This window comes from Embleya sp. NPDC005971 (assembly GCF_040629175.1).
In the GTDB taxonomy this organism is placed as follows: Bacteria; Actinomycetota; Actinomycetes; order Streptomycetales; family Streptomycetaceae; genus Embleya.
In genome coordinates, this window is sequence record NZ_JBEXUX010000109.1 from 1 (window position 1) to 24,045 (window position 24,045).

Annotated in this window: 14 protein-coding genes; 8 read left to right on the forward strand and 6 right to left on the reverse strand. The window is 70.6% G+C overall.

Annotated elements, in window-relative coordinates; all coding sequences use genetic code 11:
- The 5 genes from ABZ374_RS45665 to ABZ374_RS45685 form a co-directional block, all read right to left on the reverse strand.
- A partial coding sequence (locus ABZ374_RS45665; RefSeq protein WP_360324051.1) for an AMP-binding protein occupies window positions 1-818 on the reverse strand: 818 nt, incomplete at its 3' end.
- A 26-nt stretch (window positions 819-844) separates the two neighbouring features.
- Window positions 845-2,704, reverse strand: coding sequence for an asparagine synthase (glutamine-hydrolyzing) (gene asnB / locus ABZ374_RS45670; RefSeq protein WP_360324053.1), 1,860 nt, complete (start codon window positions 2,702-2,704; stop codon window positions 845-847).
- Between the two features lies 1 nt (window position 2,705).
- Window positions 2,706-6,587, reverse strand: coding sequence for an amino acid adenylation domain-containing protein (locus ABZ374_RS45675; protein WP_360324055.1), 3,882 nt, complete (start codon window positions 6,585-6,587; stop codon window positions 2,706-2,708).
- Window positions 6,588-6,621: 34 nt separating this feature from the next.
- Window positions 6,622-13,041, reverse strand: a complete 6,420-nt coding sequence (locus tag ABZ374_RS45680; protein WP_360324057.1) for an amino acid adenylation domain-containing protein — start codon at window positions 13,039-13,041, stop codon at window positions 6,622-6,624.
- Between the two features lie 50 nt (window positions 13,042-13,091).
- Window positions 13,092-14,117 (reverse strand): amidinotransferase, encoded by a 1,026-nt coding sequence (locus ABZ374_RS45685; protein WP_360324059.1) that lies wholly within the window; start codon window positions 14,115-14,117, stop codon window positions 13,092-13,094.
- Between the two features lie 428 nt (window positions 14,118-14,545).
- Here ABZ374_RS45685 and ABZ374_RS45690 point away from each other — a divergent pair, with 428 nt between their 5' ends.
- Genes ABZ374_RS45690 through ABZ374_RS45715 form a run of 6 tightly spaced genes read left to right on the forward strand, consistent with a single transcriptional unit; the run spans window position 14,546 to window position 20,588 of the window.
- Window positions 14,546-15,493, forward strand: a complete 948-nt coding sequence (locus tag ABZ374_RS45690) for a class I SAM-dependent methyltransferase (RefSeq protein WP_360324061.1) — start codon at window positions 14,546-14,548, stop codon at window positions 15,491-15,493.
- A 59-nt stretch (window positions 15,494-15,552) separates the two neighbouring features.
- The gene (locus ABZ374_RS45695; RefSeq protein WP_360324063.1) at window positions 15,553-16,032 is read left to right on the forward strand and encodes a VOC family protein; all 480 of its coding nucleotides are present in this window, start codon (window positions 15,553-15,555) and stop codon (window positions 16,030-16,032) included.
- Complete coding sequence (locus tag ABZ374_RS45700) at window positions 16,029-16,994, forward strand: hypothetical protein (protein ID WP_360324065.1); 966 nt, start codon at window positions 16,029-16,031, stop codon at window positions 16,992-16,994. The genes ABZ374_RS45695 and ABZ374_RS45700 overlap by 4 nt, the downstream gene beginning before the upstream one ends.
- A 5-nt stretch (window positions 16,995-16,999) precedes the next feature.
- Window positions 17,000-17,893: an LLM class flavin-dependent oxidoreductase gene (locus ABZ374_RS45705; RefSeq protein ID WP_360324075.1), complete on the forward strand. Its 894-nt coding sequence runs from the start codon at window positions 17,000-17,002 to the stop codon at window positions 17,891-17,893.
- The gene (locus ABZ374_RS45710; RefSeq protein ID WP_360324067.1) at window positions 17,890-18,768 is read left to right on the forward strand and encodes a PhzF family phenazine biosynthesis protein; all 879 of its coding nucleotides are present in this window, start codon (window positions 17,890-17,892) and stop codon (window positions 18,766-18,768) included. The genes ABZ374_RS45705 and ABZ374_RS45710 overlap by 4 nt, the downstream gene beginning before the upstream one ends.
- Window positions 18,769-18,791: 23 nt before the next feature.
- The gene (locus ABZ374_RS45715; RefSeq protein ID WP_360324069.1) at window positions 18,792-20,588 is read left to right on the forward strand and encodes a gamma-glutamyltransferase family protein; all 1,797 of its coding nucleotides are present in this window, start codon (window positions 18,792-18,794) and stop codon (window positions 20,586-20,588) included.
- A gap of 58 nt (window positions 20,589-20,646) precedes the next feature.
- On the opposite strand, the gene ABZ374_RS45720 is transcribed toward ABZ374_RS45715, so the two are convergent.
- Window positions 20,647-21,954, reverse strand: a complete 1,308-nt coding sequence (locus ABZ374_RS45720) for an MFS transporter (RefSeq protein ID WP_360324071.1) — start codon at window positions 21,952-21,954, stop codon at window positions 20,647-20,649.
- 422 nt (window positions 21,955-22,376) lie between these two features.
- Between ABZ374_RS45720 and ABZ374_RS45725 the strand changes: the two genes are divergently transcribed.
- Both ABZ374_RS45725 and ABZ374_RS45730 read left to right on the forward strand, forming a co-directional pair.
- Complete coding sequence (locus ABZ374_RS45725; protein ID WP_360324073.1) at window positions 22,377-22,532, forward strand: hypothetical protein; 156 nt, start codon at window positions 22,377-22,379, stop codon at window positions 22,530-22,532.
- Window positions 22,533-22,591: 59 nt separating this feature from the next.
- Entirely contained in the window at window positions 22,592-23,869 is a 1,278-nt protein-coding gene (locus ABZ374_RS45730; protein WP_360324077.1) for an IS256 family transposase, read from the forward strand.
- The last annotated feature ends 176 nt before the right edge of the window (window positions 23,870-24,045 follow it).

Here is a 24,045-nt window from a genome sequence, read left to right on the forward strand (position 1 = left end):
TTCAGTTGTTTTAATAGTTGTATTATACGTATCTGCACGGTTTGTATCGCGCCCGCCAGGGCGCGAAGGACCGAGGGCACGCAGTGGATCAGATCGATCCGTTCCCGGTCCAGCCACCGGCACAGGGCGACCGGGTCGAGCCGGACGTCCTCGGCCGGCACGCATACCGTCGCGCCCACGCTCAACGGCAGGAGCAGGTCGCGCAGCACGGCGTCGAACGCGGGCGAGATCAGCTGGCCCACCCGCCATTGGGGACCGGCGCCGAGCAGCTCCGCCTCCCAGCGGATGTAGTGGTCCACCGCGCTCAGCCGGCCGAGGATCCCCTTGGGTCGGCCGGTGGAGCCGGAGGTGAAGAACAGGTAGCAGGGATCGTCCGGCGCCGGCACGTGGGGCGGGTAGTCGTTCCCGGGTCGGTCCTTGACCGTGCCGAGATCGACCAGGGTGGCCCGGTCGCACGTGTCGCGCACCTCCTCCGCGAGGTCGCCGTCGTCGGCGCCGACGACCAGGAGATCGGGGTCCGCCTCGCGCAGCATCCAGCCCAGCCGATCCGGCCGGGTGCCCACGTCGAGGGGGACCACCACACCGCCCAGCCGCAGGACGGCGAGCAGGGCCGCGGTCAGCTCGGCCCGGTCGCCGGCGAGGACCGCGACGACGGAGGCGCCGCGTGCTCCGCACCGGTACAGCTCGGCCGCGACGGCGTCGACGCGTTGGTCCAGTTCGCGATAGCGCAGCGAGCCGTGCGCGGTCTGTACGGCGACTCGGTCGGGGAAGCGGTCGATCGCGCGGGCGACAAGCGACTGGATCGGTTCGAACGCCATTGCGGTTTCCTTTGCTCGACCCGCGTTCACACGTGACCGGGAAGGTTGAAGGTGTCCAGCAGAATTCCGAACGTCAGGACGACCAGCAACAGATCGTCGTCCAGGTGCGGATGCAGGTCGAAGCCCGCGTCCAGGCTGCGCGAGCGCAACTGCTCCACGACCGCCGGATCGAAGTAGCCCTGACGGGCGATGCGCGCCGGGGACAGCAGGTCGTCGACCCATTCGACGTTGCGCCGGAGCAGCCGAGGGCTCGCGGGCGCGCGGAACCCGTACTTCTCCCGGCGGATGATCTCCGGCGGGACCAGTCCCTCTGCGGCCTGTTTCAGCACGAGCTTCTCGCCCCGCGTGCCCACCTTGAGCCGGTTGGGAATCCGCGTGGCGAAATCGAGCACGGCGCGGTCGAGGAACGGGTAGCGGGCCTCCACGGAATTGGCCAGGGCCATCCGGTCCCCGTGGTCGGTCAACAGGTGGTCCGACAGCCGCAGGGTGAAGTCCAGATAGGAGCGCTGACTGAGCCGCGGCCTGCCCACCAGGCGCTCGTGGTCGACGACCGGGTGGTGCAGACAGTCGAACTCCTCGAAGGCGGCCCGGGCCTGCTCGGAGTAGAGCTCGAGCTTCGCGTCCCGCCACGCGTGGTACCGGCGCTCGTAGAAGAGCTCCGGGTCGCCCCACAGCCGGGCGCGAAGGTCGTCCTCGAAGGCGTCCTCCAGGGGATCGCCCGACACCACCGGGCCGCGCCCGCCCGCGTCGAACCGGTACCCGGGATACCCGCCGAAGAGTTCGTCGGCCCCCTCGCCGGTCAGGATCGCCTTGACGCCGTGTTCTCGCGCGAGCGCCGACAGGACCAGCGAGCAGGTGTTGTAGGTCTCCTTCACCGGGCACTCGGCATGGCGCACCATGCGCTGGAGTTCGGCGACGGTGTCCTGCTCCGTGAAGACCGCCTCGTGGTGCACGGACCCCACCTTGGTCGCCATCAGGCGCTGATACCCGGACTCGTCGATGGCCGCGTCGGGGAAGGTGATGGAGAAGGAGTGGGCGGGGGGTCCCGATTGCGACGCCAGCGCGCCGATCAGCGAGGAGTCGAGGCCGCCGCTGAGATAGAAACCGACCTCGACGTCGGCTCGCATCCGGAGCCGAACGGCCCGGGTGAGCAGTTCACGCAGGTGTTCCGGGTAGAACTCGTCGGGCCGGTGCGCGACGTCGTCGCGGGGGTAGTCCAGGGCCCAGTAGCACCGGTCGGTGACGACACCGTCCCGCACGATCAGGTAGTGGCCGTTGCGCACGCTCTCGATGCCGCGGAACATGGTGCGCGGACTCACCAGCCCGGGGAAGGTGAGGACCTGGTCCAGACCGGTGAGGTCCACGTCGCGCGGTACGCCGGGGTGTTCCAGGATCGACTTGATCTCCGATCCGAAGACGAAGTGCCCGCCGGTGTCCGTGTAGTACAGGGGAGCGATCCCGGCGTGGTCGCGCGCGAGGAAGAGCTGTCGCCTGCGCCGGTCGTGGATCGCGAACGCGAACTGGCCGTTGAGTCGGGCCAACAGCTCGGGCCCCTCGTCCTCGTAGAGGTGCAGGATCACCTCGACGTCGCAGGACGACCCGAATCGGTGGCCCCGGGCGAGCAACAGGGCACGCAGCTCGACGTGGTTGAAGATCTCGCCGTTGCACACCATCGTGACGCTGCCGTCCTCGTTGGACATCGGCTGCCCGCCGCCGGCGAGGTCGACCAGACTCAGCCGGCGGCAGGCCAGCGCCACGCCGTCCTGGATCAGGGTGCCCGCCGCGTCCGGGCCGCGGTGCGTCAACGTATCGCTCATCCGCTCCAGTACCTCGGCCGTCGTCGGTCGAGCGTTGTGCAGGACCATGGACCCGGTGATGCCGCACATGTCAGATCCGCTCCTTGATCGCCGGCGACAGGGGCATCGTCGATCGCAACGCCCGGGCGAGGACCGGTCCGATCACGCGCACCGCCGCGGGGCGCATCATCCGCAGGTGCTCGCTGTCCACCGGCACCACCGCGATGTCCCCGCCGATGCAGGACCGCCACCGTTGCCCGGCCTGCGTTTCTCGGCCGCCGGGCGCGGCCTCGAAGAGCAGCAGCGAGCCGTCGAAGAACTCCGGGACGATCCCCGGATCCTGCAGGAGGCGGATGTTGTTGCCGGTGGCCCGCAGCAGCGCGGCCACCGACTCCTCGTCCAGGGCCGCCATCGCCTCCCCGCCGTCGAAGGCCACCAGCCGGACGTCGGAGGGCTCTTCGGTGTCGCGATCGGTACGGGCGCCCGCCGGCCAGGCGTCGATGGCGGCGAGCAGAGCGACCGCATGCCCCGACGCGCGCAGTCGGACCGCGACGGCATGGGCCGCGGCTCCGCCGAAGGACCAACCGACAAGCAGATACGGCCCGTTCGGTTGCATGTCGACGATCCGCGCGCAGTAGTCCCGGACGAGCTCGGAGAAACTGCCGGCCAGGGCGGTGGAGCCGTCGAGGCCGCGCGCCTGGAGGGCGTACACCGGGTGTCGGGCCGGAATGTACGGCAGCAGGCCCGCGTAACTCCAGCCCAGGCCACTCCCCGGATGGATGCACCACAGCGGCAGACCCGTTCCGCCGCGTAGGCGGATCAGCGGGCCGAGCAGGTCCGCCGTCGCGGGCTGGTCCCGGAGCAGCTGCGCCACGGTGGGTCGCACGAACAACTGCTTCAGGGTCAGTTCCAGCCCCAGGGCCTCCTTGGCCCGGGTGAGCAACCGCGGCATGAGCAGCGAGTGCCCGCCCAACTCGAAGAATCCGTCGTCGATGCCGACCGTGTCGACGCCGATCACCTCGGCGAACACCTGGCACAGCGACGCCTCCGCCGGGGTACGCGGCGCCCGCCGGTCACCGACCGCTGCGTCGGTCTCCGGCAGCGGAAGAGCGGCGCGGTCGAGCTTGCCGTGTGGCGTGACCGGCAGTTGGGCAAGGACCACGACGGCCGAGGGGACCATCGGCGCGGGCAGTGCGTCGGCGAGGGCCGCCCGGACGGCTGCCGGGCTCACGCTCGCGACCGGACCGGTCGGGACGACATACCCGATCAGGCGTCTGTCGTCGGAAGAACGCTCGTGGACCACGACCGCGCACCGGGAGATCCCGGGCAGGGCCAGCAGCGCGGCCTCCACTTCGCCCGGCTCGATGCGGTGGCCGCGCAATTTGATCTGGTGGTCCGCCCGCCCGACGTATTCGAGTTCGCCGTCGGAGCGCAGGCGGACCAGATCACCGGTGCGATACATCCGGGTACCGGCCCGGCCGAACGGATCCGCCACGAAACGCTCGGCCGTCAGCGCGAACCGGCCCAGATAGCCTCGCGCGAGGGCCGGACCCGCCACGTACAGTTCGCCCGCGACGCCGCTCGGCACCGGGCGCAGCCGCTCGTCCAGGACGTACATGCTCAGGCCGTCGTGGGGGCGGCCGATGGGAACCGGTCCGGGCGGTGTGGGCTCGCCCGGGTCGAGCCGGAACCGGGCACAGTCCACGGTCGCCTCGGTGGGGCCGTAGACGTTGTGGACCACGACGTCCGGGTGTTGCTCCCGCCACCCGGCCAGCGACTCCCCGCGCAACGCCTCACCGCCGATCAGCAGGCATCGGGTCGGCGAGGGATCCACCGGCATCGCCGCCATCAGGTCGAGATGGCTCGGCGTGACGTCCAAGAGGGAGTGGCGGTGCGGGCCGGTGTGGGGCCCGGCCAAGTCGTCCAACCGCACGTGCCCGCCGCTCACCAGCGGGGTGTACAGGGCGGTCACCGTCAGGTCGAAGGACAGCGAGGTATGGACCAGGCTCGACCCGGCCGCGCTCGGATACGCCGCCCGTGCCTGTTCCACGTAGGCGGCCAGGGAACGGTGCTCCACCACCACGCCCTTGGGGCGGCCGGTGGAACCGGAGGTGTAGATCACATAGGCGGCGTTCGCCTCGTGCGGCACACCGGCCCGCGCGCTGCGGGTCGGTCCTGCTTCGGGCGGCGTATCCGCCGCCTCGTGCCGCCAGGCGGAGATGTCCAGAACGGGGACGGTGCCCGCCCCGGCCGGGCCGGCCGCGCTCCCCGTGGTGATGAGCAGCGTGGGCGCCGAGTCCGTGAGCATGAAGGCGATCCGGGCGGCCGGGTAATCCGGGTCCACCGGCAGGTACGCGGCGCCGGCCTTGAGCACGGCGAGCATGGCGACGACCGCGTCGATGGAGCGGGGCAGCAGCAGCGCCACGATGTCCTCGGCGCCGATACCCCGGCCGGTCAGCCATCGGGCCAGCCGGTCGGCCCGCGCGTTCAGTGCCCGGTAGGTCGTCCGTGCCTGCCCGGCGATCAGTGCCGTCGCCTCCGGAGTACGCGCCACCTGCGCCTCGAAGAGCCCGGGGAGCAACTGCTCCCGGGTTCGAGCCGGGGCCGGGCGGCACGCGCCGAGGAGGGCGCCGCGCTCACCGGGCCGGAGAATCTCCACGTCGCCGATGGAGCGGTCCGGGTCCGCAGCCATGGCCGCGAGCACCGACTCCAGTCGTTCGACCATGTGTTCGGCGGTGATCGAGTCGAACAGATCGCGGGCGAACTCCAGGCCGCCTTCCAGGCCGTCGGGGCTGCCGTCGCCGGTCTGTCGCTCCCGGAGGTGGAGTGACAGGTCGACTTTCGAGTCCGGGTTGTCGATCGGTTCCTCGGTGGCGGGCAGGCCCGGGAGGTACGGGAGGTTCGTGGTGCGGTCCTCCAGGACGAGCATGACCTGGAACAGCGGGTTCCACGCCGCCGAACGGGAGGGGGAGAGCACGTCGACGAGCCGTTCGAACGGCACGTCCTGACGTGCGTACGCCGCCAGGTCCGTCTCCCGTACCCGGGCCAGGAGTTGCCGGAACGACGGATTGCCGCCGGTGTCGGTGCGCAGCACCAGCGTGTTGACGCACATCCCCACCAGATCGTCCATCGCCTCGTCGGACCGGCCGGCGACGGCCGAGCCGATGGGGATGTCGGTGCCGGCGCCCAGCCGGGTCAACAGGGCGGCGAGCCCGGCCTGCAACACCATGAAGAGACTGACCCGCTCCTGTCTGGCCAGCTCGATCAGGGCCAGGTGCGTTCGCGGTGCGATCAGCATCGGGATCGTCTCGCCGCGATGGGAGGCCGCGGCCGGCCGACGCCGGTCCAGGGGCAGCGACAGATTCTCCGGGATGCCGGCCAAGGCGCCGCGCCAGTAGGCCAGTTGCTCGCTGATCAGACTGTTCGGATCAGCCTCGTCGCCGAGCAGTTCACGCTGCCACAGGGTGTAGTCGATGTACTGGACCGGCAGCGGATCCCAGCCCGGCGCCCGCCCCGCGCACCGCGCCCCATAGGCGGTCGCCAGGTCGCGCAGGAGTGGTTCTCGCGACCAGCCGTCCGCCGCTATGTGGTGCAGGAGGATCAGCAGGACGTGCTCGTCCGGTCGAAGCGAGAGCAGGGTGAACCGCACGGGCGCTTCGGTGGTGAGGTCGAAGACGTGCGCTCCCGCGGCTCGAAGGACCCCGGGCAGTTCCGGCGGCCGAATTCGTTCGACCGCCAGGACGGGCCAGGCCGCGGAGTCCTCCAGGACCACTTGGCGGGGGGCGCCGTCGGACTCGGGAAAGACCGTGCGCAGGCTCTCGTGTCTGGCCAGGACATCGGTGAACGCGGCCCGCAGCGCCGCCACGTCCGGCTCCCCGACGAGTCGGTACACCAACGGGATGCGGTAGCCCGTCCCGTCGTCCAGCTTGTTGAGGAACCAGATCCGGTGTTGCGCGTACGACAGCGGAATCATCGGCGGTACCCCAGGTGGGTGCGGTCCGAGTGGATCACGAGCCGTCGCTCCGTTCTTCGGCCGCGGGCCCCGGGCGGGGCATCCGCCGCAACGCCGGCCGGCGCGAACGTTTCGTGCCCTTGACCCGGGCGGCCAGCGCCGCCGGCGTCGGCGCCTCGAACACCGCGCCCACCGCGACGTCGATGCCCAGCACGGTCCTGATCCGGCTCGTCAGTCGGGTGGCCAGGAGCGAATGACCGCCGAAGTCGAAGAAGGAGTCGTCCGGTCCGACCCGCTCCAGTCGCAGTACGTCCGCGAACAGCGCACACAGGGCCTCCTCTTCCGGTGTAGCCGGTGCCCGGGTCGAGGCGAACTGCGCGAAGTCCGGGGCGGGCAGCGCCCGGCGATGGACCTTGCCGCTCACGGTCAGCGGCAGGTCGGCCAGGATCAGCACCGCGGTGGGCACCAGGAAGTCCGGCACCGACTCGGCCACGAAGCGGCGCAGCGCGACCGGGTCCGGACGGGTGCCCGCGGCCGGCACGACGTAGGCGACCAGCCGCTTCTCTCCCGCCTGGTCCTCGCGCACGACGACCGCGACCCGGTCGACGTCCGGGTGCCGGCCGAGCACCGCTTCCACCTCTCCGGGCTCGATCCGAAACCCGCGCACCTTGACCTGCTCGTCGACGCGGCCCACATAGTCCAGCCGACCGTCGCCGGACCAGCGCACCAGGTCGCCGGTGCGGTACATGCGCTCGCCGGGGCCGTCGAAGGGGTTCGGCACGAACCGGTCGGCGGTCAGGCCGGGACGATTCCAGTACCCGCGGGCCAGGGCCGCGCCGGCGATGTACAACTCACCGGTCACCCCCGGCGGAACCGGCCGCAGGGTTCGATCCAGCACGTACATCCGGGTGTTCCAGATCGGCGTTCCCAACGGCGCGGTCGAGGACTGCCAGTGCGTCAGGTCCGCCGGCAGCGAGAAGGCGGTCACCAGATGCGTCTCGGTGGGGCCGTAGAGATTGTGCAGCCGCACCTTCGGCCGCGCGGACAGGAACTCCCGGACCCCGGGGGTCAGTCGCAGCACCTCGCCGCCCTGTCCGATGTCGCGCAGTGCCGGCAGCGCCAACCCCTGGGCCGGGGCCGCCTCGCACACCGCCTCCACCATCACGTTCGGCGCGCAGAACTGCTCCACCTCGTGCTTGTCCAGCCATCTGGTGAACGCCGCCGGGTCGCGCCGGACCTCGTCGTCGGGGACGACCAGGTGCCTGCCGGAGGTGAGGGTCTCGATGATCTCCCAGGCCGAGACGTCGAAGCTGATCGCCGCGAACTGCGCCACCGGACCGCCGATGCCCGTCCGCTCCCGCCGGACCCACCGGGCGTGCGCCTGCACCAGGTTCACCATCGCACCCGTACCCATGGTGACGCCCTTGGGCCTGCCGGTCGAGCCGGACGTGTGGATCACATACGCCGGGTGCAGCGCCGACAACGGCCCGGTCCGTTCGTCGTCGCGCAGGTCGTCGGCCGACTCGGCGGCCGCCGCGGCGCCGGTCCGCGGCTCGTCCAGGAGCAGGCGCGGGACGCCGGGCGGCAGTTCGCCACTCGTGCGCATGGTGGTCAGCAGCAGGGCCGGCCGGACGTCGTCGAGGAGGAAGGCGATCCGCTCGGCCGGATACTGCGGATCCAGCGGCAGGTACGCCGCACCCGCCTTGAGCACCGCCCACACCGCCGCCACCAGGTCGAGCGAGCGCGGCACGGCCAGGGCGACCACGGATTCGGGCCCCACCCCGGCGGCCACCAGCAGCCTCGCCAGCCGGTTCACGCGGGCGTTGAACTCGCGGTACGTCATGCTCCCGTCGGGCGCGGTGACCGCCATGCGCTCGGGGCCCTGCTCGACCCGGGACTCGAACAGGGCCGGCAGCGTGGTCGCGACGACCGGGTGATCCGTGTCGTTCCAGTCCCGCACCACCCGCTCGCGCTCGCCGGGCGCCCACAGTTCGAACGCGCCGATCCGGCGGGTGGGCTCGCTCACCACCTGGGCGAGCAGGCACCGCAGCCGGTCCGCGATGGACGACGCGGTGCTCCGGTCGAACAGGTCGGTGCCGAAGAGCAGGGCGCCGCTCAGTCCGGTGGGGCCCTGCGACCCGGCGGACTCGTCGTCGAACTCCACCACCAGGTCGAACGGGGACATGCCGGTCCACACCGACTCGGGGTGCACCTCGATGCCGGGCAGCACCAGTTCGCCCGAGCGCGTGTTGCGCAGCACGAGCGCTACCTGGAACAGGGGATGCCGGGCCAGGGAACGCTCCACCGCCAGGTCGCCGACCAGCAGTTCGAAGGGGACGTCCTGGTGGGCGTAGGCGTCCAGGCAGGTTTCCCGCACCCGGGCGAGCAACTCGGTGAAGGTCGGATCTCCCGACAGGTCCGTACGCACCACGAGGGTGTTGGTGAAGAACCCCACCAGTTCCTCCAGCGCGTCGTCCAGACGTCCGGCCACCGGCGCACCGATGGGGACGTCGTCGCCGGCTCCGAGTTTGGACAGCAGCACGGCCAGCACGGCCTGGAGCACCATGAACGTGCTCGCGTCGTGTGCCCGGGCCAGGTTCACCAGCCCCAGGTGCACGTGCGCCGGGATCTCCAGCGGAACCGAGTCGCCCGCGTAGGAGGGCAGGGCGGGCCTGGGCCGGTCTGACGGGAGGCTGATCTCCTGCGGCAGCTCGGCCAGGGCCCGCCGCCAGTAGGCCAGTTGTCCGGCGTGGACACTGTCCGGATCCGCCGCCGAGCCGAGCCGGTTCCGCTGCCACAGGGTGTAGTCGGCGTACTGGACCGGGAGCGGCGCCCAGCCGGGGTCCCGTCCTGCGGCGCGCTCGGTGTATGCCCGGCCCAGATCAGCCAACAGCGGACGCAACGACCAGGCGTCGCCGGCGATGTGGTGCATCACCAGCAACAGGACGTGTTCACTGGGCGACAGGGCGACCAACCGCGCGCGCAGCGGGATCTCCGACTCCAGGTCGAACGCCCGCCGGGTGGCCCGGGCCAGGTCCTGTGCCAGGTCGGCCGGGTCGATCGGCACCACGGGCAGGTCGAGGTCGACCGAGTCGGCGGAGAGCACGTGCTGATACGGATGGCCGTCGTCGGCCGGGAACACGGTGCGCAGCACCTCGTGCCGGCCCACCAGGTCGCGCAGCGCGGCGCGCAGGGCGGCGACGTCCAAGGCACCGAGCAGACGCAGCCCCATGCCCTCGTTGTACGTGGCGACCGGCCCCTGGAATTGTCGAAGGAACCACAGTCGGGACTGGGCGAACGACAGCGGGATCCGGTCGGGCCGCACCGCCGGGACCAGTGCGGGCCGGGCCGGGCCGGCCGTGCCGAGCCGGGCGGCCAGGGCCGCGACGGTCGGTGCCTCGTACACGGTTCGAATGCCCGTCTCCCTGCCGAGCACGGTCCGGATCCGGGTGAGCAGGCGCGTCGCCGACAGGGAGTGGCCGCCCAGTGCGAAGAAGCTGTCGTCGACGCCGACCGAGGTCAGGTCCAACACCTGGGCGAAGATCGCGCACAGCGCCTTCTCCGCGGGTGTGCCCGGCTCGCGTCCGCCGCTCGGGGCCTGGCGGGAGGGTGCGGGCAGGGCGCGCTCGTCCACCTTTCCCGCGGTGGTCAACGGCAGCGCGTCCAGCACGACGAAGGCGGCGGGCACCATGTAGTCGGGCAGGAAGCCGGCCACCTGCGCACGGATCGCGGCGATGTCCGGCCCCGCTCCCGCTGCGGGCACCAGGTAGCCGACCAGGCGCTTGTCGGTGCCGGGGTCCTCGCGCACCACGGCGAGCGCGGCGGCGACGCCGGCGCACCGGGCCAGGGCGGCCTGCACCTCGCCCGGCTCGATCCGGAAGCCGCGGATCTTGACCTGGCGGTCCGCCCGCCCGACGAAGTCCAGATCGCCGTCCGACGTCCAGCGCACCAGGTCCCCGGTACGGTACATCCGCGATCCGGGCGCACCGAAGGGGTTCGGGACGAAGCGCTCGGCGGTGAGGCCGGGGCGCCGCAGATAGCCCCGGGCCAGGCCGGGTCCGGCGACGTAGAGCTCGCCGACGGCGCCCGGGGGCAGCAGGTGCAGACCGGCGTCCAGCACGTACGCCGCGGCGTGGGCGACCGGTGGGCCGATGGGCGGCGATCGGCCGTCGGAGGGCGCGACACACAGCTTCTGCGCGGCGTCGACGGTGGTCTCGGTGGGTCCGTATCCGTTCCAGAACTCTCGTCCGTCCGCGGCCCACTGGTCCACGAGCGTTGCCGGCACGCGCTCGCCACCGGCGGACACCGTGCGCAGCGCGGGCAGTTCGTCGGGCCGCAGCAGATGCATCAGGGCCGGGGACAGATGCGCGACGGTGACCCGGTGGGCGGCCATCAGCCGTTGCAGGGCTTCGGCGTCGAGCCGTTGGTCGTCGTCGGCCAGCACGATCTGCGCCCCGGCGGCCAGGGAGACCCACAGTTCGAGCATGGAACCGTCGAAGGTGAAGGCGTACGCCGCCAGGACACGGTCCTGCTCGCCCACGCCGTACGCCTGGACGGCGTGGGCCACGTACCGGGCGATCGACCGGTGTTCGATCACCACTCCCTTGGGACGTCCGGTCGACCCCGAGGTGTAGATCACGTACGCCGGATGCGTCGGGAGGAGGTCGGGCGCGGGTGCGTCGCGTGACTCGGCGAGGGGCGTCCGGTCGGCGGCGCCGGTGACCTCGTCCACCAGCAGACACCGTGGTCCGGTCCAGCCGGGTGGAAGTTTCCGCGCCAGGTCCGCCGTCGTCACCACCAGTGCCGGTCGCGCGTCGTCGAGCATGTACGCGATGCGCTCCGGCGGGTACCCGGGATCGATCGGCACGTAGGCGCCTTCGGCGGTGAGGATGGCCAGGAAGGCCACCACGCCCGCCGGGGAGCGGGGCAGCAGTACGGCCACGAACTGCTCGGGTCCGACGTCCCGCTCGGTGAGCACGCGGGCCAGCCGCGTCGCCCGGGCCCGGAGTTCGGCATACGTCAAGGAGGTGTCCCCGTACACCAGCGCGGTCCGCTCCGGGGTGCGCAGGGCCTGCTCGGCGAGCAGTTCGGACAGGGTGCGCGGGGGGAGCGGTGCGGACGGGGGGTTCCACCGGGTCAGGAGCAGCCGCCGAACGGCGGCCGGCAGCACGTCGATTCGGCCCACCGGGGTGTGGCCCGGCGTGTCGACGACGCGGTCGAGCGCTTCGTCGAGCAGGCGCGCGCAGCCGGCGTGCGTGCGCTCGTCGAACCGGTCGGGGTCGGTGTCGACGGCCAGTTGCAGGCTGCCGTCGCGCGAGATGTCCCACAGGTTCAGGGAGATCTCCTCGAAGGGCCCGGTGGCGAGGTTGTGGGCGACGAAGGGCCGGCCGGCGAGGGTGACTCGGTAGTCGAACGGCATGACGTTCAGCGAGACCGCCCAGGGCACCTCCCCCGGGGCGAGGCCGAGGTCGTGGCGGATGTCCTCGTAGCGGTAACGCTGGTGGCGCATCGCCTCCAGGACCTGGACAAGGCTTCGGTCGACCAGGTCCGCCAAGGTCGTCTCGGGATGCACCGACAGGCGGATGGGGACCACGTTGGCCATGACTCCGGGAATCGTCTGCTCGATGCCGGGGCCGCGGCCGGGTACGGCGAAGCCGATGACCACGTCCGTCTCGCCCGTGGCCCGGGCGGCGAAGAGCGCGGTGGCCGCGACCGCGAGGCCGGCCAGGTTGGTTCCGAAGGCGCGGCAGGCGGACCGGAGTCGGTCGGCCGCCGCGGGGTCCAGGTTCCTCGTCTCGCGCCGGCGCGCGCGGGCCGGTCCTTGCACCGCCCCGCCGGCCAGGGACACCGGGCGGGGCCGGTCCGCCAGCAGGTCGAGCCAGTACCGGCGGTCCTCCTCGAACGCGGGGGAGGCGCGGTACGCCGCATCGGCGTCGACGAGGGCCTGCACGGACTCGAGGGGTTCGCCGTCGGCCGAGCCGCCCTCGAACAGGGCGGTGTAGAGCTCGGCGACGCGGGCGACCACCAGGGGAAAGCCGAATCCGTCGTTCACGATGTGGTGGCAGCCCTGGTACCAGTGGAAACGCCGATCGTGCAGCTTGAAGAGCGCGAACGTGACGAGCGGCCCGTGTTCGAGGTCGCGCGGGCGGGCCAGATCGGCACTCATCCACTCCAGCGCGGACCGGTGCGGGTCCCGGTCCGCGCTGACGTCGACGACGTGCAGGCGATGTTCGAGGTCCGGGTCGACCTCCTGGCGGAGCCCGTCCTCGTCCTCGAAGAATCTCAGCCGCAGGGTCTCCGCCTCGGACACGGTCTGCCGCAATGCCTCCTCGAACAGGCCGATGTCGAGGGAGCCGTCGATGTCGAGATACTCGCCCTCGTTGAGGATCGGGCTCTCGGGGTCGAATCGATGGGCGTACCACAGGCCCCGCTGCCCTGCCATGAGCTCGATACGTCCGGCGCTGCGGTCCGACATCTCACACTCCAGATCGAGACGACGCTTGGCGAGGTGCTCCCTGCGGTGGGTCAGCCGGGGTGGTCGAGATAGGAGTCGAGTCCGCCGCTGCGTCGCACGTCGAGGGTGGCGCAGTGGAAGGAGCCACCGAAACTGTTGAAGTTGCGGAAGCTGCACGGGATGGGGGTGAAGCCCCACTCCTTCATCGCGGAGATCATCGGCTCGTCGTCGCGTTCGACCACGACGCGGTTCTCGTCCAGCATCAGGACGTTCATGTTGATCCACTTGCTGGTCAGGTAGAGCGGGTGACTGTCGGGAATCACCGGCCGGGGGGCGCGCATCACGTCCCAGCCCTTGAAGATCGCGGGTACCTTCGACACCCGCTCGGGGTGCACGAGCAGCTTCCCGGGAGCCAGCGGGGCCAGCGTGGCGTCGATGTGCATGGGGTGCGTGTCGTCGAACTCGAGGACGTGGATCCGGTATCGATCACCGAGATGGCGGCGCAGCCAGTCGATACCGAACTCGTTCGTGACGTTGCTCTTCTGCGCGACGATGTCGCGCCCGAGCCGCAGGAAGTCGGCCGCGTCGAAGGTCGGCTCGAACTCGGTCACGATCAGCCGGGTCGGCATCCCCTCGGCCGGCTCGGTCCAGGTCAAGTCGTATTGTGCGTCGGTGAGTTCGGGCTTGGGTCCGGCGCTCCACCGGGCGCCGGTCCGGAAGTACTCCTTCAGGAGCGGCCGGTAGGCGAGGGTCTCGTAGTACCGGGAGCGCCAGGCCATCGGGCACTCGATGACGTCCTCGCCCACCACCAGGAGGCAGTCCCGCGGCATGGCCGCGTACAGACCGGTGCTGGTCCAGTCGCGCGTGGCGTAGGGCGTGCGCTGCGCGACCGGCTCGGGGCGTCGGACCGTTACCCCCTCGGCTTCGAGGATGTGCACGAACTCGTCGAGTTCCTTGCGGGCCGCGGCGATCAGCTCCGCAGGAAACGGTTGCCCGCCGCGGCGGCGGAAGGTCTCGTGCTGGTGCGCCGGGATGACCGGTTCCAGTGACGCGTGCCACGGGGGAAACGTGGCGTCGTCAACTATCCCGACAATCACTTCTTCGAGTGGATCCCACTCGGTATATGACGAGACGGAAGAATTTCCTGATAAGTGTATGTCTGCTGACGAATCGGACAACGTGAACTCCAGTCATTCTGCCGTATTCCGGTCCGACGGTCGCGCCAAGCCCTATCCAGGGAGGCCGCAAGACAGGCGGGGTGACATGAATTCAAGCCGCCGTCCCGGCGTGCCGAGTGGTCGGCGGCCCTGGTCGTCCAGGTGGGTCATGGTGAACCTGCCGTCGGTGCGGTCGCCCTGTCAACACGACGCCGATGTGACGCACGTCACTTGCGTTACCCGATCGTGATCATGGATATTAAATGTCGCCTGTCGTAAATTTTTGTTTCTCACCATTTTGCGTGAGAGGGGTGGATGTGACGCCGGGGGACAGCGAAAGAGCGATAACCCACATATACAATTCTGCGGTGGCGGCTTCGGCCATCGGTGCCGCCTGGGAACTCGGTATGTTTGACGAGTTACACACGCAGGGAATGCTCGACGTGCAGAGTTTCGCGGCCGAACGGGGACTCGACACCGTTTCCGTTCTCGGCCTCTTTCGGGCACTGTCGGCGGTCGAGATCGTCGAGCGCGAAGAGTTCAAGATATTACCGGGCGTCCACTTCTCCGAGGCATACCGAAACAAATCGTTCTTTCACTGGCTCACCAGGGGGAGTGCCGATCTGTTCCGGCGGGCGCCCGAGGTCGTACGTACCGAGAACCGGGTGGGAAATTTCTGCCCGCGCGACAGCGCCGCCATCGCCTTCGCGTGCCGGGAGATCAGCGAGTTCTGCTACGACCCCTGGTTCTGGCAGACGGTGCAGGGCTTGGACTTCGACTTTCACGTCGTCGCCGACCTGGGCTGCGGCAGCGGCGAGCGGCTCATGCAACTCCTCGGCCGCCATCCGGGTACCCGGGCCGTGGGCATCGACATCGCCCAGCCGGCCGTCCGGATGGCAACCGCCGCGGCGGCCGCGGCCGGCCTTGCCGACCGGATGACGTTCGTGCAGGCCGACGTGCTGACGATGGCCCCGGTTCCGGCGTTCGAAGAGGTCGAACTCCTGACCTGCTTCATGATGGGGCACGACTTCTGGCCCCGGCAACGGTGCATCGAAAACCTTCGGCGGCTGCGCACCCTGTTCCCGCAGGCGCGCAGATTCCTGCTGGGTGACGCCACCCGCAGCGAGGGAGTCGCCGACCGTGACCTGCCGATCTTCGCGCTGGGATTCGAGGTCGCGCACGACATGATGGGCACCTTCATTCCGACCGTGCGCGACTGGGAATCCGTTTTCGAGGAAGGCGGTTGGCGGCTCAGGAGCAAACATTCGATCGACGTCGCCGTCGGCGAGGTCATCTTCGAACTCGAAAGGCTCTGAGCCACGCGGGATGTCGGAACCGGGCCGACGCAGGCCGCCGGCCACCTGAGAGGATTCGTATGCCCGATCTCGAATCGGTGCCCGTTCTGCACCACATCGCGGTGCAGACGGACAACCTCGACAACTCGATTTCATGGTACGAGGACTTCTTCGGCGGCCGGCTGACCTGGGCGACGGACATATTCTCGGACCTGACCGTATCCCGCCTGCCCGGCGTCGTGCGGATGGCCGAACTGGCCGTCGGAGCCGCGCACTTCCATCTCTTCGAACGCGGCACTCCCGCCGAGCGCCGGGCCGCGCCGGACGCACCTCGTTTCCAACACGTGTGCCTGGGCGTCGAAACGCCCGCCGAACTGCGTACCTGGCGCAGCCGTTGGTTGGAACTCTCCGGTTCGCACCGCTACGCGTTCGTCGACCCGGAGCAACCCACCGAGATCGTGACCGACGCGCAGGGCACCCAAAGTTTCTACTGCCTCGACGTGAACGGCCTGGAATTCGAGTTCACCTGCATCGGGGGAGCAGTGGGGGAGAACGCATGAGGCGCCCGTCGGCCGTCGCCGCACTCTCCCTGCCCGGCACCCACGGCTGGGACTTCGGCGACTACCCCTACGGCCTGGAACCGCTGACGATGCCGGCGCCGAACAGCGCCGCGCCCGACGGCGGCAGTCGCGACGAAGCCGACCTCGACGACGCGTGCCTGGGCTTTCTGGCCCGGGCCAAGGAGGGCTTCGGGATCACCCCACCCGTCGACGACAGCCGCCTGGGGCAACTGTTCTGGTTTCGCTGGATCATCGGCCATCACGTCTCCTTCGTGATCTGGCGCCTGCTGGCGGACGAACTGTCGCGACTGTCCTCGAACCCGAAGGACCGCGAGGCCGCCTCGGTCGCCGTGACGGAATACGTGCGGGCGTACTGCGGGATGCTGCTGTACACGGGCTCGTGCAACAGCGCCATCTACAACGCGGACATCCGACCGAGCATGCATCGGCTGCACAGCACCTTCAGCGGTACCTGGGCGCCGGACTACCCGCCGGTACGAAGCCTGTTCCGAGGCCGGAAACTGCCACCCGTGGTCGACTCCGAGCGGGAACGGCTGTTCCGACAGGTCGAGTTGAGCCACCGCATCCACCTGGGGGTCGCGGCCAAGCTGGTGGAAGGCGGCAGGTCGCTGCTCCAGCAGTCCGTCGCGCAACGCGACGCCAACCAGCCCCGCATGTGGGAGGGGATCTTCGACTGCTACTTCCTGACCCTGCGGGCGCCGACCACGCGGCAGGAGATCCTGGCGCAATTGTTGCGGCGCAACAAGGCCATCGTGATGGACCTCGCCACGAACGGCCTGTACCCGGGGTCGCCCGAGAGCCGAGACGAGACACTGGCGGAGATGCGACACCCCGACATCGTGGAGTGCGAGGAGGATCTGACCCCCTCGCTCTTTCGCGTCGCCGGTCTGGCCGCCGGCTTCTCCGCGGCCCGGGTGGCCAAGGAGATGACCGCCTCGTGAGCACCATGCGGCACGGGGTGATCCTGCTGCCCGAGCAGCGCTGGCTACACGCGCGGCGACTGTGGACGCACGCCGAGGAACTCGGCTTCGACCACGCGTGGACCTACGACCACCTGATGTGGCGATGGTTCCGCGAAAAGCCCTGGTTCGGCGCCGTCCCCACGCTGGCGGCCGCGGCCGAGGCCACCTCTCGGATCGGACTCGGGACGATGGTCGCCGGCGCGTCCTACCGGCACCCGGTGACCTTCGCCAAGGAATTGATGACCCTCGACGACATCTCGGACGGCCGGCTGATCTGCGGACTCGGCGCCGGCGCCGGAGGCCACGACGACCGGGTGCTGGGCCACACACCCCCGTCCCCGGCCGAACGCCACGACCGTTTCGCGGAGTTCGTCGAAATGACCGACCTGCTGCTGCGCCGACGGGTGACCGACCACCGGGGTGCCTGGTTCGAAGCCCACGGCGCCTTCATGGTGCCGGGCTGCGTCCAGCGCCCGCGCCTGCCCCTGGCCATCGCCGCGACCGGCCCCCGAGGCATCCGGCTGGCGGCTCGCCACGCTGACATCTGGGTGACGGCCGGCGACCCCGGCTGGGGTGAACCAAGCGGCTACGCACCGGCGATCGCGAACCTTCGCGCACAGGCGCAAGTCCTCCACGCGGCGTGCGCGGACATCGGCCGCGACCCCTCGACGGTGCGCCGCCTGGTCGTCACCGGCGCGATGATCACCGGCGTGATCGATTCGGTGGACGCCTACGAGGACGCCTGCGGGCTGTTCGCGGACATCGGCTTCACCGACCTGGTCGTCCATTGGCCCCGAGCCGACTTCCCCTACCAGGGCAGCCCCGAGGTCGTGGAGCGGATCGCCGGCAAGCTCTTCACGTCGACGGACACACGATGATCGGCTACGAGCTCGTCAACATGTTCACCGACCGACCCTTCACGGGTAGCGCCCTGGCCGTGGTCCCCGACGCGACGGGACTCTCGTCCGCCGTGATGCAGTGCGTCGCGGCGGAACTCGGCGCCGCGGAAACCGCCTTCGTCCTCCCCGCGACCTCACCCCACGCGTCGTACCGGGTACGCGTCTTCGGTCCGGACGCCGAATCACCGCACGGCGCGCATTCCGGCGTGGGGACCGCCGCCACGCTGGCTCGGTTGGGCCGCGTTCCCACCGGCCGGCTGGTGCAGGAATGTGGCACCGGACGCCAGGTGCTCGCGGCGCGGGCCGACCGCGCCACCCTGCACGCGACGGGGCCGGTGCGCGGCGAGCCGCTGGATCGGCAACCACTGCTCGACGCGGTGGGGCTGACCGAGGCGGACCTCGCCGATGCGGACGGCGACGGCGGGCCGCGACTGGCGGGCTTCGGCGGGGGCTTCGCGGTGCTCCCGGTCCGCGCCGGCGCGATCGCCCGGGCCCGACCCGACTACGCGCACATGCGCGACATCGCGCTGCCGGCTCTGTGCCTGTTCACCTGGGACCCGGCCGATCGCCTCGCCCGGGCCCGGTTGTTCGCCCCCGGCTTCGGCATCCCCGAGGATCCCGCGTGCGGACCGGTGGCCATGGCCCTGGGCGGGTGGCTGATCGTCGCCGGGCGACTGCCCGCCACGAACGGCGAGCACGGATACACGGTCCGCCAGGGAGCCGAGGCGGGCCGCCCCGCACTGCTCGAGTGCACGGTGACGGTCGAGAACGGCCTCGTGGTGCGAGGCAGCGTGACCGGCCGGGTGACACCGGTCGCCTGCGGACACCTCGCGGGCCCCGTCGAATCCCCTTGACCGACCCCTCGGAAGGACGTCTCGTGCTGCATCGTCCGGAACTGCACGGCACCGCGTGCGCGGTCTCCTCCACGCACTGGCTCGCTTCGGCGGCGGGCATGGCGATGTTCGACCGCGGCGGGAACGCGTTCGACGCCGCCACCGCCGCGGCCCTGGTCATCCAGGTGGTGGAGCCGCATCTCAACGGCCCCGGCGGAGACGTCCCGATCATGGTCTACGACGCGGCGACCGGATCCACCCAGGTCGTCTGCGGACAGGGTCCGATGCCGCGGCAGGCGACGCCCGAGGCGTTTCGCCGGCGCGGGCTGGCGGTGATACCCGGCTCCGGACTGCTGGCGGCCACCGTGCCCGGGGCCTTCGGCGCCTGGATGCGCCTGCTGCGCGACTTCGGCCGGCTGACGGTACAGGACGTGCTGGAGCCCGCGATCGGCTACGCCGAGGACGGATATCCGCTGCTGCCCAAAACCGCCGCGATGATCGAGGTGATGGCGCCGCTCTTCCGCGACGAGTGGACCGAGTCCGGCCGTACCTATCTGCACCACGGCGCGGCTCCCGCGCCCGGCGCCCGGATGCGCAATCCGGCGCTGGCCCGGACGTATCGCCGCATCCTCGCCGAGGCCACGGCGGGCGGACGAACGCGCGAGGCACAGGCGGACGCCGCGATCTCGGCCTTCTACGAGGGATTCGTCGCCGAGGCCGTCGACCGGTTCATGGCGACCGAGGAGCCGATCGACTCCACCGGCCGGCACAACGGCGGCTTGCTCACCGGTGACGACCTGGCCGGCTGGCGGGTACCCGTCGAGGCCACCGTGGCCCTCGACTACCGCGGTCACAGCGTGCACAAGGCGGGTCCCTGGTCCCAAGGCCCGGTCTTCCTCCAGCAACTGGCCCTGCTGGAGGGCTTCGACATCAACGCCATGGGCTTCGGGAGCGCGGACCACGTGCACACCGTGATCGAGTCCGCCAAGTTGGCCTTCGCGGACCGGGAGGCGTGGTACGGCGACCCGGAGCACGCCGACGTGCCGCTGGCCGGCCTCCTCGACCCCGTCTACGCGGCGGCCCGCCGGACCCTGATCGGATCCGAGGCGTCCGATGTCCTGCGCCCCGGCTCCCCCGACGGTCGGAAACCGTGGATTCCCCCGGTACTGGACGTGTCCGCCTCCTCCGGCGACCCGGACTGGCTGCGGCAGTTGGCCGACGGCATCCCGACCGTCCTGCAGCGGACGGCGGCGAAGGGCGACACGTGCTGCGTGAGTGCGACCGATCGCGACGGCAACATGGTGGTCGCCACCCCCAGTGGCGGGTGGCTCAAGAGCTCCCCGGTGGTCCCCGGTCTCGGATTTCCGCTGGGCACCCGAGGCCAGATGGCCTGGTTGGACGAGGGGCACAACAACTCCGTCGCTCCCGGCAAACGGCCCCGTACGACGCTCAGTCCGACCTTGGCGCTCCGGGACGGCGCGCCCTACCTGGCCTTCGGTACGCCCGGGGGCGACCAACAGGACCAGTGGACCCTGAACTTCTTCGTCAACCACGTCGACTTCGGCATGAGCCCCCAGCAGGCGGTGGAAGCGGCGACCTTCCACACCGATCACGTACCGAGCTCGTTCACGCCCCGTCGGGCGCGGCCGCTGGCCGCGGTCGTGGAGCAGGACGGGTTCGATCCGGCCGTCCTGACCGAGCTTCGCCGGCGCGGCCACGAGGTGCAGACGGTCGCGCCGATGACCCTGGGCAAGGTGTGTGCCACGGGCCCGGACTCGCACGGCGGCGTGCTGGCGGCGGCGAGTCCGCGTGGGCAACAGGCGTACGCGGTCGTTCGGTGACCGCGGACGAGACGGGTGCGGTGGAGTCGCGCCCGGCCTTGCGGAAAGCGGTGCCCGGTCAGCGGGGGAGCGTCGGATCGTCGACCGGATCCGGATCCGGATCCGGATCGGCTGCGCCGTCGAGTCCGGCGGGTCGGCTTCGAACCGCCTCGAGACTCGCCAACCTGGGGACCACGACGAGGGACGCGAGCAGGACGACACCGCCGAGAATGGCGGGGGTGCGCACGGAGAACGCGGAACCGAGCCAGCCGCTGAGCCCGGCGCCGACCAAGATCCCCAGACGGCTCAGCAACAGGTAGCAGCTGTTGACCCGACCGAGAAGCCGACGCGGTACGACCCGTTGCCTGAGGGAGACCACCTGCACGTTCCAGGTCACCACACCGAAACTGGCCAAGGCGTACAGGACGGCCGCCAAGGCGACGGAGGAGCCGACCCCCAGACCCAGCAGTGAGGCTCCCATCAGGAAGAAGGACAGACCGATTCTGGCCGTCAGGCCGAGGCGGTTGCGCAGCCGGCCCGAGGTGACGCCGGCCAACGCTCCGCCGACGGCACCCGAGGCCAGCACCATGCCGTACGCCACGGGCGACGCCCCCAGGGTCTTCGTCAACAGCAGCACCAGCATGGTGACCGCCAGATAGAAGGCCATCGACGCCACCGCGGCCACGATGGCCAGCAGCCGGATCCCGCGGTGCGTCCAGGTCCAGCGAACGCCCTCGCGGATGTCCGCAGCCACCGGGCGACGAGGTGAGGGCGTGCTCGCGCTCGACCGACCCAACGCGGCCACCAGCGCGGCGGCCAGGACGAAGGAGACGCCGTCCACGGCGAACGGGTACCCCGCGCCGACGACGAACAGGGCGGAGCCCAGCAGCGGGCCGACGAAGTGTCCGCCGACGATGAGACCGCCCTCCAGACGACCGTTGGCGGCCTCGAGTTGCTCGGGCCGCACCACATCCGGCAGGGCGGACGTGGACGCGTTGACGAAGACCGTCTCGCCGCATCCGAGCACGAAGGCCAGCAGGACCGGCACCACCAACGGCGGGCTCGCGACCAGCACCCACGCGGCGAAGCCCAGGACCACCACGGCCCGCACCAGGTCGACCTGCCACATCAGGCGCCGCCGGTCGAACCGGTCGGCCAGGACACCCCCCACCAAGGACATCACCAGCCAGGGCAGCGTTCCGGCCACCGTCACCAACGCCACGGCGCTCGGTGACGACGACACCGCGGCGGCCAACAAGGGCAGGGCCGCGTCCCGCATGCCGTCACCCACGGCGGAGACCGACGAGGCCGACCACAGCAGCGTGAACTTCCTGCCCAGCCTCGACGCCGGAAGCCCCTGCGATGCCGCCGATTTCGCCGTAGTCACCGCCCCAGTCTGGCAGCCGGCCGGCCCCGATGAACGGGAGACGAGAGGGATGGCGCCCGGCAGGCACCAATACGTCGACGGCGCGCTCGACCCGTTTGCCCGATTCGTGGTGAGCACCCGGATCCGGGTGAGGACGTTGCCGGCGTCGGTAGCCGTCGAGCAGTCCGCGGGTACCGAACTCCGCGACGACCCGCTCCGGCCCGGCCGACGATCACGACCCGCAACGGCCACCAGCCTCACCCGGCCCCGAGCGCCGGCACCGATGCATGATCGGCCCCGGCGCGAGTAGCCGCACTCCCCAGGTGGCTCAGGGCCTCTGTGACGTGTCCGGGACCGCCTCAGCCCGCATGGTTCGCCGGCGAACTCGCTCCTCTGCACCCCCCATCGAGGACCTGACGAACGACGAAGTGCGGATCCCTTTGATGCAGTTCCGTGCGAACCCGTGGGGACGGGACAACAAGGACCTGTTGTCGATGTACCAGGGCGCTTCTCCCGACAACGAGTGCCCCCTGGCCGTCGACACGACCGGGACTATCAAGGACTCGGTGTACACCCTGAGCAAAGGGAGTATGCGATGACCGACGTGGCGATTACGACGACCGGGTCGAGTGTGGTGGGGGCCGTTTCGGGGCCGCCGGTGCCGGCTACCGGGCAGGGCGTGGACATTACGTTGACGGCCGCGGTGGCCGAGCTCGCGGAGAAGGCGGCCGAGCAGGCCAGGGCGGGCGGGGTGCGCCTGCTCGGCGAGGGCGGCCTGTTGCAGGCACTTGCGAAGCACCTGATGGAGGACGCGCTCCACGCGGAGATGGACGAGCATCTCGCCGGCGAGCAGGCCCGGGCGGGCGGGGCGAGCGTCCGTCGGGGCGGGAACGCCCGCAATGGCACCCGCCGCAAGACGGTGAACACCGAGGTCGGGCCGATCACCCTCGACATCCCGCGGGATCGGGCGGGGACGTTCCGTCCGGGTCTGGTCCCCGTCCACGCCCGCCGGACCGGGGCGTTGGACGACATGGTGATCTCGTTGACCGCGAAGGGCCTCACCGGCGGCGAGATCGTCGCGCACCTGGCCGAGGTCTACGACATCTCCACCTCGAAGGAGACCGTCTCCACCATCACCGACCAGGTGTTGGGCGGAATGAACGAGTGGCGCACCCGCCCGCTCGACCCGGTCTACCCGGTGGTCTTCGTCGACGCGATCCACGTGAGGATCCGCGACGGCCAGGTCGCCAACCGCCCCATCTACGTGGCCCTGGGCGTCACCGTCGACGGATACCGCGACATCCTGGGGCTGTGGGTCGGCGACGGCGGGGAGGGTGCCAAGTACTGGGGCCAAGTCCTGGGCGAACTCAAGAACCGGGGCGTCAAGGACTGCCGCGTCCTGGTCTGCGACGGGCTGACCGGTCTGCCCGACGCCGTCGCGTCGGTCTGGCCCGCCACCGTGGTCCAGACCTGCATCGTCCACCTCCTGCGGAACTCGTTCCGCTACGCGTCGAAGAAGGACTGGTCCGCGGTCTCACGCGACCTCAAGCCCGTCTACACCGCGGCGACCGAGAGTGCCGCGCTCGAACGTCTTGCCGATTTCGCCGCCGCGTGGGAGACGACGTATCCGGCGATCGTGCGGTTGTGGGAACGCAGTTGGGCCGAGATGGTGCCGTTCCTCGCGTTCGACCGCGAGATCCGCACGATCATTTGCACAACCAACGCGATCGAGTCGATCAACGCCCGCTACCGTCGCGCGGCCAACGCCTCCGGCCACTTCCCCAACGAACAGGCCGCCCTCAAACGTCTCTACCTCGCGACGCTCGCGCTCGACCCCTCCGGGAAGGGACGCGTGCGCTGGTCCAACAAGTGGAAGGCCGCGCTGAACGCCTTCGACCTGGCCTTCGACGGCCGCGTCACCGCCGGACGCACCTGAGCCGAACCGGCGACGACCAAACGAACGAAACCGAGTCGAAACCCAGACTCACTCAAACGAGACCCCGTACACCTAATTCCTGGCTCTGTCCCGTAATCGGTGGTAGCGCTTTGTGGTGATCGCTGGAGGAGGATGCGGTGGCGGAGCAGGGGGAACCCGGCTCGGCCGTGCATCTG

Coding starts and splice junctions, on each gene's coding strand:
- asnB (WP_360324053.1), bottom strand. CDS start 2,704: ATGTGCGGCATCACCGGGTCCATGGTCCTGCACAACGCTCGACCGACG.
- ABZ374_RS45675 (WP_360324055.1), bottom strand. CDS start 6,587: ATGATTCCGCTGTCGTACGCGCAACACCGGATCTGGTTCCTCAACAAG.
- ABZ374_RS45680 (WP_360324057.1), bottom strand. CDS start 13,041: ATGTCGGACCGCAGCGCCGGACGTATCGAGCTCATGGCAGGGCAGCGG.
- ABZ374_RS45695 (WP_360324063.1), top strand. CDS start 15,553: ATGCCCGATCTCGAATCGGTGCCCGTTCTGCACCACATCGCGGTGCAG.
- ABZ374_RS45700 (WP_360324065.1), top strand. CDS start 16,029: ATGAGGCGCCCGTCGGCCGTCGCCGCACTCTCCCTGCCCGGCACCCAC.
- ABZ374_RS45705 (WP_360324075.1), top strand. CDS start 17,000: ATGCGGCACGGGGTGATCCTGCTGCCCGAGCAGCGCTGGCTACACGCG.
- ABZ374_RS45710 (WP_360324067.1), top strand. CDS start 17,890: ATGATCGGCTACGAGCTCGTCAACATGTTCACCGACCGACCCTTCACG.
- ABZ374_RS45725 (WP_360324073.1), top strand. CDS start 22,377: ATGCAGTTCCGTGCGAACCCGTGGGGACGGGACAACAAGGACCTGTTG.